The following is an 18606-nucleotide window of genomic DNA, read 5'->3' as shown; positions in this document are numbered from 1 at the left end:
TCGTGGTGGTGTCCTCGCTCCCAAATTTGGAGAAGGCTTATGAGGCCTGCCGGCAGGAGACGGCCGAGTGGGCTAAGACCTTTTATCTGGGCACCTTGTTGATGCCGCCGGCCAAGCGTCGGGCGATTTGGGCGATTTATGTGTGGTGCCGCCGCACAGATGAGCTGATGGATAGTGCGGAGGCCCAAGCCCGTCCTGTGGCAGAGCTGGCAGATCGCCTAGATGCCTGGGAGGAGCGCACTAGGGCCCTGTTTGCTGGCGAGGTTTGCGATGGCCTTGATCTGGTTATGCGGGACACGATGGAGCGTTACCCCCAGCCCTTGCAGGCTTATTTAGACATGATCGAGGGGCAGAGGATGGATCTGCGCCTGCACCGTTACCCCACCTTTGAAGATCTAGAGCTCTACTGCTACCGGGTGGCAGGCACCGTTGGCCTGATGACTCAGGAGGTGATGGGATTGGATCCTGCCTACACAAGCGCCCCTTGGAGTGATCGGCCGGATACTTCCCACGCAGCTGTAGCCCTCGGCATCGCCAACCAGCTCACCAACATTCTTCGCGACGTGGGCGAAGATCGTTCTAGAGGGCGTATTTACCTTCCCCAGGAAGATCTGGAGCGATTTGGTTATAGCGAAGCCGAATTACTTGCCGGCACTGTTAACGACAATTGGCGTGCTCTGATGCGATTTCAGCTAGAGAGAGCTCGAATGTGGTTTGCCCGCTCAGAGGCGGGAGTGCGCTGGCTTGCTCCCGACGCTCGATGGCCCGTATGGGCATCGCTGCGGCTATATAGGGGCATTCTTGATGTAATTGAGGAGCACCACTACGACGTTTTTAACAAGCGAGCCTTTGTGCCTAGGGCTGGCAAGCTATTCGATCTACCTTTTTCCTATCTGGTCGCTCAGGTGCGCTGAGTAGCGCCGCCTTTAATCCACTCCAGCAGAATTGAATTCACCAGCTCAGGTGCTTCGTCGTGGGGGCAGTGTCCAAGCCCCGGCAGCACGCGTAGATCCTGAATACAGGAGTATTGATCTGCCCAGCGGCGTGCCTCAGCTGGATCCTCCCAGGGATCAGCTTCCCCCCAGATCATGCGAACCGGCAGCGGCGGGATGGCGGCACTTAGGTCGGCCAGCAGCTCGGGGGCTAGGTGGTCGTTAAACAGGTTGACGAAGCCGCGAAAACTTTCCGTGGCACCTGGATCGGTGCTGGGTCGGTGCAGCAGGGCTACCAGCTCGTCGTCGATGTGGGCACCACTCGGGTAGGCCCGCGCCAGCACGCTGCGAATGAAGGCCGGCTGAGCCAGTAGGCGAAACAGGGGTGCGATCACCCAGCGCTGCCGCACCAGCTGCTTCACCAGAGGGCGACTGGCCCGTTCCCAGCCCGGCAGCTTGGCCGCCCGTTTGTCGTCGAGGGTGCGCTGGGCGCAGTCGATCAGGATCACCTGAAAGGGTGGGAAACCCTCTGCCAGTAGCAGCCTGGCGGCGGTGAGGGCCACCATCGCGCCGATCGAGTTGCCCACCAGGTGCACGCGGGGCTGGGCTGGGCCGCTGCCAGGTTCGGTCAGAAGCAATTGCCGCACCGTGTCGGCTACCTGGCGGCCCCAGAGGTCGAAGCAGTACTGAACAGCGCCCTGCCTTGGCGGCTCTTGAGCTAATCGCGAAACAGGCTTATCGCTGGCGCCAAAGCCCAGCAGGTCGAGGGCGATCACCCGGGCATGGGGAGCGAGGGCCGGCAGGTTGTGGCGCCAATGGCCCACAGACGCCCCAAAGCCATGGATAAGCACAACCCGGTCGGTGCTGATCGGCGACCCCGCTGCAAGCAAGTGGATCCGATGTCCCTGCCAGTTCCAGTCTCTGGGGATCGGATCCGTATCAGTAAGTGCTTGGCTCAGACCGCAGCCTTCTGGTTAGCCAGCAGGTCCTTGAGCTTGGCCAGTTCGCCGGCCCAGCGTGGATCGGGAGCTTCGCTATCGACGTTGTCTGCGTGCACAACCTTGTTGACGGCCTTGCGGGCAGCGGTGGGAGCCGCGCCGCCGGGGCGACGCTCGCCGGGGGCAGGGCTGCGGCTGTCCTTGCGCTCAGAGATTTCGATGCGCATGGCATTGCCACCGAAATCCTTGCCGTTGAGCTGCTCGATCACCGTTTCGGCAGTCTTTTGATCTTCGACATTTGCAAAGCCGAAGCCGCGGCAAGCGCCGGTGTCGCGGTCGTTGACGGCCTTGAAACGCACTCCTTCACCCACGGCACTGAACAGAGCCTCGAGCTCCTTGGCATCAAAGGTCTGCGGCAGGTTGCCGACGTAGAGGCGAATGCTCATGGGGAAGGGGGAAGAAAAACTTTCTGCAGGCGAGGAGAAGCCTCTCGAAGCGCCTTTACATCAGAAAGTTAATCACGCCGCCGGTCCTCGCCTCCCTCCCATGCGTGTTGCTGCCACCAGCTTTGTGCCGCCGCCAGCACTTCTGCGCGGGCTTCAGCATGGGCCTCGGGCCCTGCAGCTAGGCGCCCGAAAGCTCGCTCGAGGGTGAGGTGTGCGAGCAGGCGCCCCAGCAGGCGCCCTGGGGGAATCGCAAGCTCCTGCTGCAGGCTGAGGCCATCTAGGGGCGGTGCTGGATGGAATAGGGGGTCGCTTGGCAGGCGCCAGCGCTCCAGTAGGCCCGCCGACTGGGGAAGCAGCAGCAGCAGGGCGGGCAGATCGGTCTCCAATTCGCTGCATAGGGCCAGGCGTCCAGCCTCCGGCAGCCCATCCCAGCCACCCACTGAGCCCAGCTCCTGGCGCCAGTGGCGCAGGGCCCGGCAGCGTTGCTGCAGCCTGCGGCTGCTGCGCAGGCCGGCCAGGGCTTCGGGGGGCAGCAGGGCAGTTAGGCGCGCAAGAGGCAGGGCCCAAGAGATTTCTTCGGCTTCCAAGCCCCGATCCTGGGCTTGATTCAGGCCCAGTGCGCTTAGGGCGGCGGCACCCGTCTCAGTTGTACCGCTGATAGTGGCATCGGCGCCCCAACTCCCTAGTAGGCCGCATTCCAGGGCCAGGGCCAGGCCCGTTTCTCCGTAGGCAGCGCAGGCCAATTTCTCCAGCTCCGCCAGCACCCGTTCGCCGGCTACCTGGGCGAGCTGGCTGGCATGGGATTCAATCCAGCGGCGGCTGGTGGGGTCTAGTTCGAAGTTCAGGCAGCAGGCCAGGCGGATGCCTCGCAGCAGGCGCAGGGGGTCGGCGAGCAAATTTGCTTCGCTCACCGCCACCAGCTGGCGGCTGCCCAGGTGATTGAGACCGCCGGTGGGGTCCACCAGGGCTGCCGCGGCGGTGCCGGCGGCGGGCACGGGCAGGGCGATGGCGTTGATTGTGTAGTCGCGGCGCCCCAGGTCTGCTTCCAGGCTTGAACCTTCCTGGCGGGCCAGGTCGAGGCTCCAGCCCCCCAGCACCAGCCGGGCGATGCTGCGCTCCGCATCCAGCACCACGCAGGTGCCCCCATGGTCCCTGGCCAGCTGGCGGGCCAGGGCTACGGCATCTCCGGGCACCACTACGTCCAGGTCCGGCTGGCGCTCCAGGCTCCCCAGCAGACCATCGCGCACGGCGCCGCCCACCAGGGCTGTGCCAGGCGGTAGGGCTTCTCGGGGAAGGGGCCAGGGCTCGGCCAGCAGGCGCTGCCACAGCTCTTCTTCTACCTCGCCAGTGGGGCGGTGAGCCGTCACAATGGGTTCCTGGCTCAGCCTGGGCAGCATGTGCATCTGCGTGGATTGCCACTGGGTCGACCGCTGTCAGGCCTACCACGCGGTGGAGCGTCAGCACGGTGCACCCCACCTCTGCCTGGAGCCCGATCTCAGCCCGACCGAGCCACGCATTCACGTGCAGGTGCAGGATCTTCCCGCAGGTGGGGTGGGAGTGGAGTGGGACGTGCGCGCCTGCGGCAGTTTTCAGCGGGATGCGGGCCGCTGGCAGCGTCTCTGCCCAGGCGCAGCCCTGCCGCGATGAGGACAAGCTGATGGCTGCTGTTTTGGCCTTGCACAGCTCCAGTGAGGTGCTCGGTGTAGGGGTTCGCTGGCTTGACTCGCCGAGCGCTCTGGCGGGCCGCACTGTGGTGCGCGCCTTTCCCCTCGGCCGCGAGCTCTCCAATCAGCTGTTCAGCTGCATTGAGCAGCTATTGCCTGCTGAGCAGTGGCCCCAGCTCAGCCGCCTGGCGGTGGCCACTGGTCCAGGCGGGTTCACCGGCACCCGGCTCACGGTGGTGCTGGCCCGCACCTTGGCCCAGCAGTTGCAGTTGCCCCTCGACGGGGTGGGCAGCTTTTTACTTGTGGCAAGGCGGCTGGGGATTGGCGAGCCAACCTGGTTGGTGCAGGAGCTGCCGCGCCGCGGCGTGGTGGCTGGGCTTTATGCCCCTGCTGGCTCAGATCGCGCCATCATCGAGTTGCAGGCGCCCCGACTGTTTGCCCCAGATACGCCCTTGCCGCCGGGTCCCCAGCTGTCCGCCGCGGCCCTGCTGCCCAACGACGTTGAGCAATTGCTTGAGCTAAGCGTGCAGGCGGCAGATCAGGGCCTGGCAGCCCCCTGGCAGCCCGTGTTGCCCTCCTACCCAACTTCGCCGGTTGCGGGGCTCTGATGGTGTCCCAACCCGATCCACGGCAGCGCCCTCCCCTTCGCCCTGTTCAGGGGCGCTCCCGCAAGCGGCGCTCTCGCCGGCCTCGCCCCAGCCCCTGGGGGCTGGTGGCGCTGCTGCTGGCAGGTGGTTTTCTTTGGCTGTCGCGCGGTTGGTGGTGGCCGGCGCCCCCGCCAGCCCAGATGATCCTGGTGCTGGGCGGCGATCTGGCGCGGGAGCGGGAGGCGGCGGCTTTGGCGGCCCGCCGGGGGTTGCCGGTGGTGGTCAGTGGCGGCAGTAATCCTGAATATGCCCACTGGTTGTTTGAGCAACGCCAGGGCTTGCCTTCCCACCAGGTGCAGCTCGACTACCGAGCTCGCGACACCCTTTCCAATTTCACCTCCCTGGTGGACGATCTGCGCCAAGCCCGCATCCGCCATGCCCTGCTAGTAACCAGCAGTGACCACATGGACCGGGCTCTGGTGGTGGGAAGGATCGTGGCCGGCAGCCGCGGCATCCACCTCACTCCGGTGCCGGTTTCCTGTGGTGATCGCTGTCAGCCGGAGGGGCGGCGCAAGGTGTGGGGCGATGGACTCCGGGCTGCCTTGTGGGTGCTGAGTGGCCGAGACCTCAAGGACTGGGCGGCAGCTCGCCTGCCGGAACAGCTTGGCCCAGCTGACGGCCATTGATCAAACCCTGGTCGAGCAGAGCATTGATCTGGGCCTGACAGGCGGCCGTGGCGACGTCGAGGTCGGCTCTCCGCCGTGAGGCGGGTGGTGCAATTGGCGTGCCAATGCGGATGTGAATGGGCAGTAGCCGTGCCCCCGCTTGCCCAGGCCCCAGGGCCCGGTGGCTGTTGATGATCGCCACCGGCAGCAGGGGCACGCCGGCTCGGGCCGCCAGCAGGGCGGCGCCAGCCTGGGGATCATTCACCCGGCCATTGCTCTGGCGGGTGCCGTCGATGAATACGCCGGTGGCCCAACCCTCGAGCAGGCGGTTGGTGGCGGTGCGGATGGCCTCGCGGTCGCTGGCACCTCGGGACACCGGGTAGGCGCCGCAGGCCCGGATGATGGCGCCGAGTATCGGCACCCTGAACAGCTCTGCCTTGGCCATGAAGGCCACTGGCCGGCCAAGGGCGTGGCCTAGTAGGGGGGGATCAAGGTGGGAGCCGTGGTTTGCCACCACCACCAAAGCCCCTTGCCTTGGCACGTTGCCATTGCCAGCGGTGCGCCCGCGAAACAACAACCGGTAAATCGGAAACACCAGCAGATAGCTGATCAGCCGGTAGGTGATGCTCGGCGGCGGTGTGCGGATCAGGGCCGGCGGCTGGCTTGATTGGTTCATAGCGCCAGGTCGGCGGCGCTGCTGATCTGGGCGGTTTGGATGCCCGGGCAGCTGCGTTTGATTAGGCCGCTGAGCACGGCTCCAGGTCCAATCTCCACAACGATATCGATGCCCAGAGCCCCGAACTGCGCCATGGTTTCGCGCCAGCGCACGCCGGTGGTCATCTGACGCACAAGGCGGGCCTTGAGCGCGGCGGCGTTGGTTTCGGGGCTGGGATCGGTATTGCTGAGCACGGGGATCGCCGCATCGGCGAAGGCCACCGATTCCAGCTCGGTGGCAAAGGCGGTGGCTGCTGCCGCCATGAAGGGGGAGTGGAAGGCACCGCTAACGGCCAAGGGAATCGCCCGTTTGCACTTCAAGTTGCTGCTGACGGCTGCCACCGCCTCGGCGCTTCCGGAGAGCACCACCTGGGCGTCGCTGTTGTCGTTGGCAACAACCACCCCTTCGGTGGCTGCCACCAGGTCATCCAGTTCGCTCCGCTCGAAGCCCATCACCGCCGTCATGGCGCCGCCGCCGGCAGCGGCCATCAAGGTGCTGCGGCTTTTCATCAGCTGCAGACCGGTGGCGAAGTCGAACACCCCCGCCACATGCAAGGCGACCAGCTCGCCCAGGCTGTGGCCAGCTACTAGATGGGGCACCCGTCCCTGGGCCTGCAGGGCTTCTGCCAGCAGGCTTTCAATCACAAATAGGGCCGGTTGGGTGTTGCGGGTGTCGTTGAGATCGCTTAGGTCGCCGCCACCCCCCGTGCCTGAGCAGATCGCCAGCAGGTCCCGGCCCAGCAGGGCTGAGGCTTGCTCGAAACGCTCCCGGGCGCCAGGCAGCTGCAGCACCGGTTCTGCCATGCCCACTTTCTGCGAGCCCTGGCCAGGAAACACCCAGGCAATGCCCATGCCTTCACCCTCAAACTAATTCGGCAGGAGATTAGGTCTCAGTCGGTGGGGCCCTGCCAGCGCAGGAGAGCTGCACCCCAGCTAAGGCCGGCGCCAAAGCCGCTGCTGGCCAGCAGATGGCCAGGCTGCACCCGCCCGTCCTTGACGGCTTCATCGAGCATCAATGGAATCGTGGCGGCCGAGGTGTTGCCGTAGAGGGCCAGGTTGCTCAGCACCTGGCTGTGGTCTATGGCGAAGCGGTCGGCAACGGCGTCGAGGATGCGCTGGTTGGCCTGGTGCAGCAGCAGCCAGTCGAGTTGCTCGGGGGCGGTGCCGGTGGCTTCCAGCAACTCGCTGAGGATTGCCGGCACCTCTCGCACCGCAAATTTGTAGACCTCTTGGCCGTTCATCTGGATCGGGGCAAAGCCGCCCCGCTGGGCCGTGAGCTCCCCGAGCAGGGGTGCGTGTTTATCCAGCTGGGCAAGAGTTAGGCAGCCGTTGCGGCTGCCGTCGGAGCGCATGCGGAAACCCAGTAGGCCGTTGTCTTGCGCTCCGCAGGCCTCCACTGCCACGGCGCCGGCACCATCGCCAAACAGCACGCAGGTGCTGCGGTCGTCCCAGTCGACCCAGCGACTGAGCTGGTCGGCGCCGATCACCAGAGCCCGCTTCATGGCTCCGCTGCCCAAATACTGGCTGGCGGTGATCAAGGCAAACAGAAAGCCGCTGCAGGCGGCGGTGAGATCGAAGGCCACCGCGCGTCTGGCGCCTAAGGCCCCCTGCACCCGCGGTGCCGTGCCGAATAAGTCGTCGGGGCTTGAGGTGGCCAGCAGGATCAGGTCGACATCGTCTGGGCTCCAGCCGGCATGGTCGAGGGCGGCTTGGGCGGCGCGGCTGGCTAGGCAGGTGAGGGATTCGCTGGGGCCTGCGATCCGGCGGGCGCCAATGCCAGTGCGAGTGCGGATCCACTCGTCATTGGTGTCAACCCTCTCGCTGAGTTGCTGATTGGTGATGCTGGCGGCTGGCACTGCGCTGCCGCATCCAACTAAGGCCATGCCCAGCAGGCCCGTTGCGTTTAGCTCTGGTGTGTTGACTCCGCCGAGCGACACCGGGAAAGGCTCACAGTTGGCTCAGTCAATCACAGGCGACTGGCGCTTCGGGGCTGCCCGCTTCGCTGAGGGCGTGGAGGTTGGCCATCACACCGTGGCTGGCGGCGGAGTGGGCCAGGCGCAGGGCGCTGAGCACAGAGAGAGCCTTGCTGCTGCCGTGGCCGATTACGCATATCCCATTGACCCCGAGCAGTAGGGCTCCGCCATGTTCGGCATGGTCGAGGCGTTTTTTAATGCGGCGCAGGTTGTTGATCAGGAAGGCCGAGCCCACCTTGCCGCGGCGGCCCCTGGGCAGTTCCTCTTTGATCACATCCAGCAGCACGCTGCCCACGGATTCCAGGAACTTCAACAGCACGTTGCCGGTGAAGCCGTCGCACACCACCACGTCGAACTGGCCCGAGAGGATGTCGCGCCCTTCGCAGTTGCCGGCGAAGGTGAAGCGCTCCTCTGCTGCCAGCAGGGGGTAGGTGCGCAGGCAGAGCTCGTTGCCCTTGCACTCCTCTTCGCCGATATTCACCAGGCCGATGCGGGGCTCGGCCACCTGCAAGACATCGCGGCTGTAGATGTGTCCAAGCAGCGCCCACTGGTGCAGGTAGGCGGGCTTGCAATCCATGTTGGCGCCCACATCGAGCACCAGTACCTGCTGTTCTGTGTCTTTGGTGGGGAATAGGGCGCCGATGGCTGGGCGATCGATGCTCTTGAGTCTGCCCAGCCGGAATATCGCCGCAGCCATCACGGCGCCGGAGTTGCCAGCGGAATAGACCGCCGTGGCCTCGCCCTGCTTCACCAGATCCATGGCTTTGTTGATGCTGGCGTCGCGCTTCTTGCGCACCACCGTGGCCTCTTCGTTCATGCCCACCGAGGGGCCGCTGGCCACAAGCTCGATCAGGCCGCGAGCCACGGCTTCGTTGAGTTCGTCCTGGAGGCCCATGGCGGTCACGGCGGCCTGTAGCAGGGCCGTTTCGGCCACGAAACGCACCCGCAGGGGCAACAATTCCACGGCCCGCAGGCAGCCCTCCAGAATTGGCCCAGGGGCGTGGTCCCCACCCATGCCATCCACCGCTACCCAGAGGCGGTCGGAGTCGTTGATCGGAGTGTCTTCACCCGGTCCGCCCAGGCCCCGTTGCAGGCGGCGTAGGGGGTCGAACACCAGCGGCTGCAGCACCGTGTTGGCCATGTTGCCGGCCACGCTGGTGGCGGTGCCTGCCACATTGCCAGCAGTGTTGGCGGCGGAGCTGGCGGCAGAAGTGGCGCTATCCACCAGGCTGGTTACCGCCGCGTTGCGGCGATACCAGATCACCAGCCGGCGGATGGCCCGGCTGGGCTTGGCGCGCTTTTCAGGTCCCTTCGGAGGCAACGGCGTCAACGATGCGTTGGAACAAATAACCGGTGCCGCGAGCTGTGAGGATCAACTCGGGGTTGGCCGGATCATCCTCCAGTTTGGAGCGCAGACGGGAAATGTGGACATCCACCACCCGGGTATCTACGTGACGCTCGGGGGTGTAGCCCCACACATCCTTGAGAATTTCACCCCGGCTGAAGGGTTCGCCGCTGCGGCTCACCAGCAGCTCCAGCAGGCTGAACTCCATGCCGGTGAGGCGGATGCGCTCATTATCTCTATACACCTGACGCTTGTTGGTGTCGATGCGCAGTTCGCCCACCGTGATCACTCCGGAATTGGGAGAACCGGCGATGGAGTCCTTCTCCACCCGGCGCAGCACGCAGCGGATGCGGGCTTCCAGCTCCTTGGGGCTGAAGGGTTTCACCACGTAGTCGTCGGCGCCGAGCTCGAGGCCGGTGATGCGATCTGCCACATCGCCTAGGGCGGTGAGCATGACGATCGGCACATCCGATTCCTTGCGCAGCTCCTGGCAGACGCCATAGCCGTCAAGCTTCGGCATCATCACGTCGAGCACCACCAGATCCGGCTGAGTGGTCTTGAACAATTCCAGGGCCTCGATGCCGTCGCAGGCTGTGACCACCTGATAACCGATCATCGATAGCCGGGTCTCCAGGATCCGCCGGATACTGGCTTCGTCGTCGACGACAAGGATTGTTTCCTTGCCGTGATTGTTCCCGAGGGTGGTGGTTGGGGCGGATGCCGTCATCACTGCAGCCGGGCTGCTACATCAGATAGCCCCCACTGAAAAGGCGGGAGGGGGCGAAATTTATTCAATGCCACCTTTCTTCATACAGCCCTCTCTCCTCAGCCCTTAGTTCGTGGCCAAGCCCAGCACTTTTTTTGTTTGCACTAGCTGCGGAGCCCAGGCCCGCCAGTTTTTTGGCAAGTGCGCCAGCTGCGGTAGCTGGAACACCTTGGTGGAGCAAAAAGCTGCTCCGGCGGCCGACAGTCGGCGTCGGCGGCCGGTGGCCGAGGCTGCTGCCGCTGAAGCCGTTTTGGCCGGCCAGCCGCGACGCTCCGAGCCGATCCAAGCGGTGGGCGAGCGGGCCTTGCAGCGTCTTAGCAGCGGCTACGGCGAATTCGATCGGGTGCTGGGCGGTGGCCTAGTGCCCGGCTCCCTGGTGCTGGTGGGCGGCGACCCGGGAATTGGTAAGAGCACCCTGCTGCTGCAGAGCGCCCGCGCTATGGCGGGTCGGGCGTCGGTGCTCTATGTGAGTGCGGAGGAGTCGGCCCAGCAGGTGAAGCTGCGCTGGCGTCGCCTGGCCGAGGCGTCTCCTGTTCAACCAGAAGCTGGCGAACTCGAAGCTGGCGAATCCAAAGCTGGGGCTGATTTTCAGCTGCTCGCCGAAACCGATCTGGAGCTGGTTCTGCAGGAGCTGGAGGCGTTGCGGCCAGCGGTGGCGATCATTGATTCCATCCAGGCCCTCCATGACGCCGAACTGGGTAGCGCCCCTGGCTCGGTGTCCCAGGTGCGGGAATGTGCCGCCGCCCTAGCCCGCATCGCCAAGCGCCAGGACACTGCCCTGCTGCTGGTGGGCCACGTGACCAAGGAGGGCGCCCTGGCGGGTCCGAAGGTGCTCGAGCATCTGGTTGATGCGGTACTGACCTTTGAGGGCGACCGCTTTGCCAGCCACCGGCTGCTGCGGGCGGTGAAAAACCGCTTCGGCGCCACCCATGAGCTGGGCGTTTTCGAGATGCGTGATCGGGGCCTGGCCGAGGTGACCAACCCCAGCGAGCTATTTCTCGGCGGCGATGAACCCAGCGCCGGCACCGCCACGATCGTGGCCTGCGAGGGCACCAGACCCCTGGTAGTGGAAATGCAGGCCCTGGTGAGCACCACCAGTTACGCCAGCCCGAGGCGCAGCGCCACCGGCATCGCCGTTAATCGCTTGCACCAGATCTTGGCCGTGCTCGAAAAGCACCTGGGCCTGCCCCTGTCGCGTTTTGACTGCTACCTGGCGGTGGCCGGTGGGTTGGAGGTGGAGGAGCCCGCGGCGGATCTCGGCGTGGCCGCGGCGGTGGTGGCTAGCTACCGCGATCTCACCCTGCCGCCCGGAACGGTGCTGGTGGGGGAGCTGGGCCTGGGCGGCCAGCTGCGGCCCGTGGGGCAGCTGGAGCTGCGGCTGCAGGAGGCGGCGCGGCTGGGCTTCACCAGGGCGGTGGTGCCGAGGGGCACGGGCCTGGCCAAGGCGGCCGCTGGGTTTGGTCTGCAGCTACTGGAGGCCGGTGGCGTGGCTGAGGCGCTGGTAGCCGCCCTGGGGGTGAATCCGGCCGACGACCGGGGTTAATCCGGTTCAGAAATACACGTCGACGCTGCCGCGGCCACTGGTTTTGAGCCAGTTCTGGGCTTCGATGTAGTTGTTTGGTGCCAGCCGGATCGCCTTGCCCCAGAAGTCGGCTGCCTGATCGAAACAGCGGTCAGCTTCATCGGCATCGCCGCTTTCCTCGGCAATTGAGCCCAGGTGGTGGTGAATCACAGCCATGTTGTTAAGGGCCTGGGGCATCTTGCTGTTGAGATCCAGGGCCTGGCCGTAGAAGTCAAGCGCTTTGGCGTGGTCACCGTTTGAGGCAAACACCAACGCCATGTTGTAGAGGATGAAAGCCTTGTCGTTGGGGTCGTCCTCGAGGGTTAGCGCCTCCTCGTAGTTCTCAAGGGCTTCTGCGTATTCGCCGTCGGCTTGGGCGCTCATGCCGTCGCGGTAGTAGGCGAAGGCCTCCTTGGCGCGACGGTTGGTGGGCAGCACTTTGAGGATCAAGTCGGCCATCACCGTGAAGCTCTTATCGATGAAGTTGTCGTTGCGCTGACTGCGGGGCACGGGCTGGGTCTGCGGACTTCGTGGGCCCATCCTGGCGGATGTCCCTAGCCTGGGCCGACTCCTTTACCTGCTTGGCCTTGCACTCGCTCCAGGAGCCGCCTCTGCTGGAGCCCCTCCTGCTGGAGATCGAGGGGATGAAGTGCGGTGGCTGCGTGCGGGCCGTGGAGCAGCGCCTGCTGGATCAGCCCGGGGTGCGCCAGGCCAGCGTCAACCTCTTAACCCGCACTGCCTGGGTCGATCTCGCCTCTGCGGAAGCGGATCAAGGGAACCTGGTTGAGGCCTTGGCAGAGCTGGGTTTCCAGGCGCGACTGCGCTCCACTGAAATCGAGTTTTCGAGTCGTCGGGAGCGCTTGCGGGCGCGCAGCTGGTGGCAGCAGTGGCGCCAGCTGGTGGTGGCCCTAGTGCTGCTGCTGGTGTCCGTGCTCGGCCATCTGCCAGGGGCGGGGCTAGGTGCCCTCTGGATTCACGCCTTGGTGGCCACTGCAGCATTGGCAGGGCCCGGGCGGCCGATTTTGGCGCGGGGAATCCAGGGAGCTCTGGCCGGCTTGCCCAGCATGGACACCCTGGTGGGGCTGGGGGTATTCAGTGCCTATGGGGCCAGCTTGGTGGCCTTCCTTTGGCCCCACACCGGCTGGCCTTGCTTTTTCAATGAGCCGGTGATGCTGCTTGGCTTTGTGCTGCTGGGCCGCTTTTTGGAGGAACGGGCCCGCTTTCGCACCGGCCGTGCCCTCGAGCAGCTCGCTGAGCTCCAACCTGACACCGCCCTGCTGCTGCTTGGTGATGGGCCTCCGCGTCCGGTGCGCGTTGGCGGCCTGCGCCCCGGTGACCGCCTTCGGTTGCTGCCCGGAGACCGGGTGCCAGTTGATGGCGTGGTGCTGGAGGGCTGCTCGGCGGTGGATGTTTCAGGCCTTACCGGCGAACCGCTGCCCCTGCAGGCCGCTGCCGGCAGCGAGCTCGCCGCCGGCAGCCTCAATTTGGAGGCGCCCCTGGTGCTGGAGGTGAGTCGCTGTGGGGCAGATAGCGCCATTGCCCGGATTATCCATTTGGTCGAGCGGGCCCAGGCGCGTAAGGCGCCAATTCAGGCCCTCGTGGACCGGATCGCCGGGCGTTTCACCCTGGTGGTGCTGGCTCTAGCGGTGGCGACGCTGCTTTTTTGGTGGCTGCTAGGCACCGAGATCTGGCCCCAGGTGCTCAACTCCCCCCATGCCGCCGGTCATGCCGGGGGCCACGCCGGCCATGGGGTGCTCGGCACCAGCGCCGAAACTCCCTTTGCATTGGCCCTGCAATTAGCTATTGCGGTGTTGGTGGTGGCCTGCCCCTGCGCCCTGGGCCTAGCTACCCCCACCGCCATCACGGTGGGCACCGGTAGGGCGGCCCGGGAGGGTTTGCTGTTTCGCGGTGGTGATGCGATTGAAACCGCTGCCCGCCTCCAGGCTGTGCTGTTCGATAAAACCGGCACCCTCACCTTGGGGCGTGCCTTGGTGGCGGCGGTGGAGCCTCTCGCTGATCTTGATGCCGATCGGCTGGTGCAACTGGCTGCCAGCCTTGAAGCGGGCAGTCGCCATCCCCTGGGCCAGGCCTTGCTGCAGGAAGCCCAACGCCGTGATCTGGCGCTGTTTGAGCTGGGTGATTCCCACACCACAGCCGGTGAAGGCGTGGCGGGCTTGGTTGAGGGCAGGCGGTTGCGGGTTGGACGGCTGGCCTGGGTGGAGCCGGCGCCCTCAGCCCCATTGCTTGCCCGCCAGGCTCTGCTCGAGTGTCACGGTGCCAGCGTGCTGGCCGTGGCCGACGACCAGCTGGGCCTGCTCGGATTAGTAGCAATCAATGATCAGCCCCGCCCGGACGCGGCGGCGGTGCTGGCAGCGCTGCGGGGCATGGATCTGGAGCTTGGCCTGCTCAGTGGCGATCGGCGTGAGCCGGTGCAGCAGCTGGGCAGCAGGTTGGGTCTGACTGAGGCCGAGCTGGCCTGGGAACTGCGGCCCGAGCAGAAGCTGGAGCGCATCTTGAATCATCCGGCCTACGGCGCCCTGGCGATGGTGGGTGATGGCATCAACGACGCCCCTGCCCTGGCTGCGGCAGACCTTGGCATCGCCGTCGGCACGGGCACCCAGATCGCCCAGGACAGCGCCGATTTGGTGGTGATGGGCGAGCAGCTCGACGGCATTGTGCGGGCCCTGCTGCTGGCCCGCCGCACCATGGCCAAGGTGCGCCAAAACCTTGCTTGGGCCTTTGGTTACAACCTGATCGTGCTGCCCCTGGCGGCCGGCGTGTTGCTGCCCGGCTTTGGGGTGCTGCTCACCCCGCCGCTGGCTGCCCTGCTGATGGCCCTTAGCTCGATCACGGTGGTGGCAAATGCCCTGTTGTTGCAGGACGGGAGGGACCATGACAGCTGATTTCCAGGTGTCAGAGCCGGCCGTGGCTCCCCAAGGCCGGTTCGTGGTGCTTGAGGGCATCGATGGCTGTGGCAAGAGCACCCAGATCGAGGCTCTACGCCGCTGGTTGCCCACCAGTGGCTTGCTGGCACCCGGGGCCGAGCTGCTGGTGACCCGGGAGCCGGGTGGCACTGCCCTGGGGGCTGCCCTGCGTCAGCTGCTTCTGCACCCCCCGGGTGAGGCGGCGCCGGAGCCAATGGCCGAGCTGCTGCTCTACGCCGCCGATCGGGCCCAGCATGTGGAGCAATGCATTCGGCCGGCTCTGGCGGCCGGCCATTGGGTGCTGAGCGATCGCTACAGCGGCTCTACGGCGGCCTATCAGGGCTATGGCCGCGGCCTCGACCTGGCCCGTATCGCCCAGCTGGAGGAGCTTGCTACGGGAGGCCTGTCCCCCGATCTCACCCTGTGGCTGGAGTTGCCCCTGGCCGAATCCCTGCGCCGCCGCGGTGAGCGCACTGCCGACCGCATCGAGGCCAGCGGCGAGGCTTTTCTGCAGCGGGTTATCGAGGGTTTTGCGGCCCTGGCCGCAGGGCGGGGCTGGCGGCGGGTTGATGCCACCGGGGCACCGGAGCAGGTGGCGGCAGCCTGTTGCGGCTTGCTTGCCGAGCTTGCGGCTGGTTCGCCCCCATGACGGCCCTGTTTGAGGACCTGCTTGGTCAGACCAGGGCCGTAGCCCTGCTCGAGGCCTCCTTGGTTAAGGGGCGGCTGGCGCCGGCCTATCTGTTTGCCGGCCCAGATGGCGTCGGGCGACGGTTGGCGGCGTTGCGCTTTTTGGAGGGTGTGCTGGCAGGGCTTCAAGGCGATGCCGGTATCCGCCGGCGTCTGCAGGAGGGAAATCACCCCGATCTGCTCTGGGTCGAGCCCACCTATCAGGACAAAGGCCAGTTGGTGCCCGCTTCCAAGGCCGAGGAGCTGGGTTTGGCGCGGCGGGCTGCACCCCAGCTGCGGCTTGAGCAGATTCGCGACGTTTCGCGCTTTTGATCCCGCCGGGCCGTGGAAGCCAGGGGCTGTGTGGTGGTGCTGGAGGACGCCGAGGCGATGGCGGAGGGGGCAGCCAATGCCTTGCTCAAAACCCTGGAGGAGCCCGGTGAGGGCCTGTTGATCCTGATCGCGGCGAAGCCAGAGCAGCTGCTCACCACGATTCGCTCCCGCTGCCAGCAGATCCCCTTCACCCGGCTCAGCTCCGAGCAGCTGGCGGTGGTGCTGGAGCGCTGCGGTGAGCCCGCCCCAACGGCCGATCCCCCTGAACTGCTGGAGCTGGCTGCAGGTTCGCCGGGGGGCCTGCTGCGTTGCCGCCAGGCCTGGGCAGCCCTGCCTGAGGGGCTGGCGGCAAGGTTGCTGGATTTGGCAGCAGCTGCGGAGCCCCTCCAGGCCCTGGCCCTGGCAAGGGATCTGGCCGAGGCCCTTGATGCTGAACAACAGCTATGGCTGCTTGGCTGGTGGCAGCTGGCGTTATGGAGGCGGCAGGCCCCGGTGGCCCAGCTCCAGCGTCTGGAACTCCTGCGCAGCCAGCTGCGCGCCTACGTGCAGCCGCGGCTGGCCTGGGAAGTGGCCCTGCTGGAGTTGGCCGGGATCTGATCAGCTGGCCTTGGCTTGGCTTTCGCTGGGTAGCTCCAGGCAGTAGCCGGCGCCATACACCGTTTTGATGAAGCGGGGTTTACGGGGATCGGGCTCGAGCTTGGTGCGTAGGTGGCGCACGTGCACCCTGATGGTCTCGATGTCGTCGTCAGGTTCGTAGCCCCACACCTCCTTGAGGATCAGGGAAGGGGCCACGGTTTGGCCGTGGCGCTGCAGCAGGCAGTGCAGCAGTTCGAATTCCAGGTGGGTGAGGCGCACCGGCTTGTCAAACCAGATGGCTTCAAAGCGCTCCGGCACCAAGGTGATGCAGCCGTAGCTGAGGATTTCGTTGTGCTTGGTGGATAGGGGGGCATGGTCGCTGCGGCGCAGCAGCGCCTTAACCCGCACCATCAACTCCTCGAGATCGAAGGGCTTGGGGAGATAGTCGTCGGCGCCGGAATTGAAACCGCTCACCTTGTCTTTGATGCTGCCGAGGGCCGTGAGCATCAGGATCGGGATTTTGGCGGTCCGCTCATCGCGCCGTAGGCGCTGGCAGAGGGTGAGGCCGTCCACCTTGGGCAACATCAGATCCAGCAGGATCAGATCAGGGCTGTATTGCAGGGCTAGAGCCTGGCCCTTGATGCCGTCTTCGGCGCGCTGTACGTCGAAGCCGCCATGCTCCAGGTGGCCTGCCACCAGCTCGCGCATGTCGCTGTCGTCTTCGATCAGCAGGATGCAGGGCTTCATGGAATCAGGTAGAGGAGCAATCGCTACCGCCGCAGCGAACTTCAGCGCATTTTCTCCGTTTTTGCCCGGATGGGTGAGCTCCGGCCGCTGATTGAAGGTTTGCTGAAACGATTCTTTTGGGCTGATCGCGCCCGTTCGCCTGACTCAGGCCAGTGGGGGCAAGCCCTGCAGCTGTCATCTTTGGCCGGATCTTCAGGATTTCTTCCTGGTTTTTTGTTGCGGCGCGGGCAATAAAAAACCGCAACCCAAGGGCTGCGGTTTGGTGAATAAGCTCCCCGGGCGGGATTCGAACCTGCGACCAATCGATTAACAGTCGATCGCTCTACCGCTGAGCTACCGAGGAATAAGCCGGATCAAACCGGTTCGAAGACCTTACCCTTCGGCCCTGCCGCCCTGCAAGGGGGCCAAGCGCTGGGCTAGCTGCTGTCCGTTCTGCCAGCTCCCCACGGAGCCGTGCTCCATCAAGGCGGCGCCATCGCAGTGCTGCAGCTCCTCAAGCCGGTGGGTGATCCAAAGGGCAGTGAGTGGGGCTGCGGGCCGGTGGGTGAGCTGCCAGAGCAACTGCAAAACCCCGTTTTGGCTGTCGGGGTCTAGCAGGGCGGTTGGTTCATCCAGCAGCACTAGGTCGGCGTCGCTGGCAAGGGCGCCGGCTATGGCCAAGCGCTGCTTCTGGCCGCCGCTGAGGGTGTGGATCGGCCGCTCCTCAAAACCGCCTAACCCCACTTGGGCAAGGGATTCGGCCACTCGCGAGCGCCGATCATCGTCGCCTAAATCTGCTGGCAGGCCTAGTTGCAGGTCGCTGGCGCAGCTGGGCAGCAGCAGCTGATGGTCTGGGTTTTGAAAAACGAGTGCGGCCTTGCCAGCAGCGTGAATGCGGCCGCTGCGGGGCTCCAGTAGGCCGGCGATCAACCGCAGCAAAGTGCTTTTGCCGCTGCCATTGGTGCCCACCAGCATCCATAGCCCTGGCCTCGGGATCTGCAGGTTGCAGTGACTCAGGGCCGGGCGGCCATTGGGCCAGGTGAAGCTCAGGCGCTCAACGGTGAGAGGCGGGGTCATGACCGGGTGGCTCCAGCGCGATGCCGTGGCAGCTCAGCTTTCGAAGCTGAAACCGGGGCGCTTGCCGCCACTACCCGTGGCTGATTTCTCGTACAGCTGCACCGCAACCACTTCACTGCAAAGCAAGGTGATCCGCTTTTCCTCCTCCTTCTCGCAAGTGAGTTCCAGCAGTCGGGGGCCATCGCCTTCGAGGACCTGCCGCACCTGGTTGTAGAGGACCTGGGCATCGTTCAACTCCTTGCGCTGAACGGCAACAGGCATGGGGCTGAGCTTGAGGGAGAGCTCGACTACGTACATGGAAGGGGGTTGGGCTGGCCCCACTGTGGCGAATCCCGTCCCCCATGGTGCAAGAAGCGACTTGGGCAAAACGCAACTGGCGGCCCCTAGGTAAATCTGCTCAGCGTTGCGGTGGGTTTGCGCACCTGACGGTTGTGACCCGTAGTATTCCGATGTAACGCTTCATGAAGCCGCTCTCATGACGATCGCCTTAGGCCGCGCGCCGCAGCGGGGATGGTTCGACATCCTCGATGACTGGCTCAAGCGCGACCGCTTCGTATTTGTGGGGTGGTCTGGTCTGCTCCTGTTTCCCACGGCCTATCTGGCCCTGGGTGGCTGGCTCACCGGCACCACCTTTGTCACTTCCTGGTACACCCACGGAATTGCCAGCTCCTACCTAGAGGGCTGCAACTTCCTCACCGCCGCCGTCAGCACCC

The 18606-nt window shown here is 65.4% G+C and carries 19 protein-coding genes, 1 tRNA gene and 2 pseudogenes; 9 read left to right on the top strand and 13 right to left on the bottom strand.

What is annotated here, in order from left to right:
* Window positions 1–8: 8 nt before the first annotated feature.
* A complete protein-coding gene (locus tag KBY99_RS10810) occupies window positions 9–914 on the top strand; it encodes a phytoene synthase (protein WP_396111988.1) in 906 nt (301 codons plus the stop codon).
* Here the strand turns inward: KBY99_RS10810 and KBY99_RS10805 are convergent.
* The 3 genes from KBY99_RS10805 to KBY99_RS10795 all read right to left on the bottom strand — a co-directional run bounded on the left by KBY99_RS10805 (window position 902) and on the right by KBY99_RS10795 (window position 3683).
* Entirely contained in the window at window positions 902–1822 is a 921-nt protein-coding gene (locus KBY99_RS10805) for an alpha/beta fold hydrolase (protein WP_254999017.1), read from the bottom strand. The two genes, KBY99_RS10810 and KBY99_RS10805, sit on opposite strands and share 13 nt — an antisense overlap.
* Window positions 1823–1887: 65 nt before the next feature.
* Window positions 1888–2316, bottom strand: a complete 429-nt coding sequence (locus KBY99_RS10800; RefSeq protein ID WP_106632655.1) for an RNA recognition motif domain-containing protein — start codon at window positions 2314–2316, stop codon at window positions 1888–1890.
* 68 nt (window positions 2317–2384) lie between these two features.
* A complete protein-coding gene (locus tag KBY99_RS10795; RefSeq protein ID WP_254999015.1) occupies window positions 2385–3683 on the bottom strand; it encodes a CCA tRNA nucleotidyltransferase in 1299 nt (432 codons plus the stop codon).
* 28 nt (window positions 3684–3711) lie between these two features.
* Here KBY99_RS10795 and KBY99_RS10790 point away from each other — a divergent pair, with 28 nt between their 5' ends.
* The 3 genes from KBY99_RS10790 to KBY99_RS10780 are packed head-to-tail and all read left to right on the top strand — an operon-like array spanning window position 3712 to window position 5253.
* The gene (locus tag KBY99_RS10790; RefSeq protein WP_254941425.1) at window positions 3712–3963 is read left to right on the top strand and encodes a Ycf34 family protein; all 252 of its coding nucleotides are present in this window, start codon (window positions 3712–3714) and stop codon (window positions 3961–3963) included.
* Window positions 3964–3973: 10 nt separating this feature from the next.
* Window positions 3974–4588, top strand: a complete 615-nt coding sequence (gene tsaB, locus KBY99_RS10785; protein WP_254999013.1) for a tRNA (adenosine(37)-N6)-threonylcarbamoyltransferase complex dimerization subunit type 1 TsaB — start codon at window positions 3974–3976, stop codon at window positions 4586–4588.
* Window positions 4588–5253, top strand: a complete 666-nt coding sequence (locus KBY99_RS10780) for a YdcF family protein (RefSeq protein WP_409996563.1) — start codon at window positions 4588–4590, stop codon at window positions 5251–5253. The genes tsaB and KBY99_RS10780 overlap by 1 nt, the downstream gene beginning before the upstream one ends.
* Here the strand turns inward: KBY99_RS10780 and KBY99_RS10775 are convergent.
* The 5 genes from KBY99_RS10775 to rpaB all read right to left on the bottom strand — a co-directional run bounded on the left by KBY99_RS10775 (window position 5195) and on the right by rpaB (window position 9991).
* A complete protein-coding gene (locus KBY99_RS10775) occupies window positions 5195–5908 on the bottom strand; it encodes a lysophospholipid acyltransferase family protein (protein ID WP_254999012.1) in 714 nt (237 codons plus the stop codon). The genes KBY99_RS10780 and KBY99_RS10775 overlap by 59 nt on opposite strands.
* Complete coding sequence (fabD, locus tag KBY99_RS10770; protein ID WP_254999011.1) at window positions 5905–6798, bottom strand: ACP S-malonyltransferase; 894 nt, start codon at window positions 6796–6798, stop codon at window positions 5905–5907. The genes KBY99_RS10775 and fabD overlap by 4 nt, the downstream gene beginning before the upstream one ends.
* A gap of 38 nt (window positions 6799–6836) precedes the next feature.
* Window positions 6837–7829 (bottom strand): beta-ketoacyl-ACP synthase III, encoded by a 993-nt coding sequence (locus tag KBY99_RS10765; protein WP_106632649.1) that lies wholly within the window; start codon window positions 7827–7829, stop codon window positions 6837–6839.
* A gap of 79 nt (window positions 7830–7908) precedes the next feature.
* Window positions 7909–9240 carry a phosphate acyltransferase PlsX gene (gene plsX / locus KBY99_RS10760; protein WP_254999010.1) on the bottom strand — a complete coding sequence of 444 codons (1332 nt, stop codon included), beginning with the start codon at window positions 9238–9240 and terminating at the stop codon, window positions 7909–7911.
* Complete coding sequence (gene rpaB / locus KBY99_RS10755) at window positions 9221–9991, bottom strand: response regulator transcription factor RpaB (RefSeq protein WP_254999007.1); 771 nt, start codon at window positions 9989–9991, stop codon at window positions 9221–9223. The genes plsX and rpaB overlap by 20 nt, the downstream gene beginning before the upstream one ends.
* A gap of 112 nt (window positions 9992–10103) precedes the next feature.
* Here rpaB and radA point away from each other — a divergent pair, with 112 nt between their 5' ends.
* Window positions 10104–11573, top strand: a complete 1470-nt coding sequence (radA, locus tag KBY99_RS10750) for a DNA repair protein RadA (RefSeq protein WP_254999006.1) — start codon at window positions 10104–10106, stop codon at window positions 11571–11573.
* A 6-nt stretch (window positions 11574–11579) separates the two neighbouring features.
* Here radA and KBY99_RS10745 read toward each other — a convergent pair whose 3' ends face one another.
* Window positions 11580–12101, bottom strand: a complete 522-nt coding sequence (locus tag KBY99_RS10745; RefSeq protein ID WP_106632645.1) for a photosystem I assembly protein Ycf3 — start codon at window positions 12099–12101, stop codon at window positions 11580–11582.
* A 38-nt stretch (window positions 12102–12139) separates the two neighbouring features.
* On the opposite strand from KBY99_RS10745, the gene KBY99_RS10740 reads away from it, so the two are divergent.
* From KBY99_RS10740 to KBY99_RS10730, 3 genes and pseudogenes are all read left to right on the top strand, one after another.
* On the top strand, window positions 12140–14494 hold the full coding sequence (locus KBY99_RS10740) for a heavy metal translocating P-type ATPase (RefSeq protein ID WP_409996562.1): 2355 nt from the start codon (window positions 12140–12142) through the stop codon (window positions 14492–14494).
* Entirely contained in the window at window positions 14484–15164 is a 681-nt protein-coding gene (gene tmk / locus KBY99_RS10735; RefSeq protein WP_254999005.1) for a dTMP kinase, read from the top strand. Before KBY99_RS10740 ends, tmk begins: the two co-directional genes overlap by 11 nt.
* A pseudogene (locus tag KBY99_RS10730) lies at window positions 15161–16111 on the top strand (DNA polymerase III subunit delta'). The gene tmk and the pseudogene KBY99_RS10730 overlap by 4 nt, the downstream one beginning before the upstream one ends.
* Here KBY99_RS10730 and KBY99_RS10725 read toward each other — a convergent pair.
* The 4 genes from KBY99_RS10725 to KBY99_RS10710 form a co-directional block, all read right to left on the bottom strand.
* Window positions 16112–16837 (bottom strand): response regulator transcription factor, encoded by a 726-nt coding sequence (locus KBY99_RS10725; RefSeq protein WP_254999004.1) that lies wholly within the window; start codon window positions 16835–16837, stop codon window positions 16112–16114. It abuts the pseudogene before it with no gap.
* Between the two features lie 271 nt (window positions 16838–17108).
* A tRNA-Asn gene (locus tag KBY99_RS10720) sits at window positions 17109–17180 on the bottom strand.
* 29 nt (window positions 17181–17209) lie between these two features.
* The gene (locus KBY99_RS10715; RefSeq protein WP_254999003.1) at window positions 17210–17893 is read right to left on the bottom strand and encodes an ABC transporter ATP-binding protein; all 684 of its coding nucleotides are present in this window, start codon (window positions 17891–17893) and stop codon (window positions 17210–17212) included.
* Window positions 17894–17926: 33 nt separating this feature from the next.
* Entirely contained in the window at window positions 17927–18190 is a 264-nt protein-coding gene (locus tag KBY99_RS10710) for a hypothetical protein (protein ID WP_254999002.1), read from the bottom strand.
* A 178-nt stretch (window positions 18191–18368) separates the two neighbouring features.
* Between KBY99_RS10710 and KBY99_RS10705 the strand changes: the two are divergent.
* A pseudogene (locus KBY99_RS10705) lies at window positions 18369–18606 on the top strand (photosystem II D2 protein (photosystem q(a) protein)); the annotation flags it as partial.

Origin of the sequence: Cyanobium sp. Maggiore-St4-Cus, assembly GCF_024345615.1 — a bacterium.
In the GTDB taxonomy this organism is placed as follows: domain Bacteria; phylum Cyanobacteriota; class Cyanobacteriia; order PCC-6307; family Cyanobiaceae; genus Cyanobium_A; species Cyanobium_A usitatum.
This window is presented reverse-complemented; position numbering and strand designations above follow the sequence as displayed.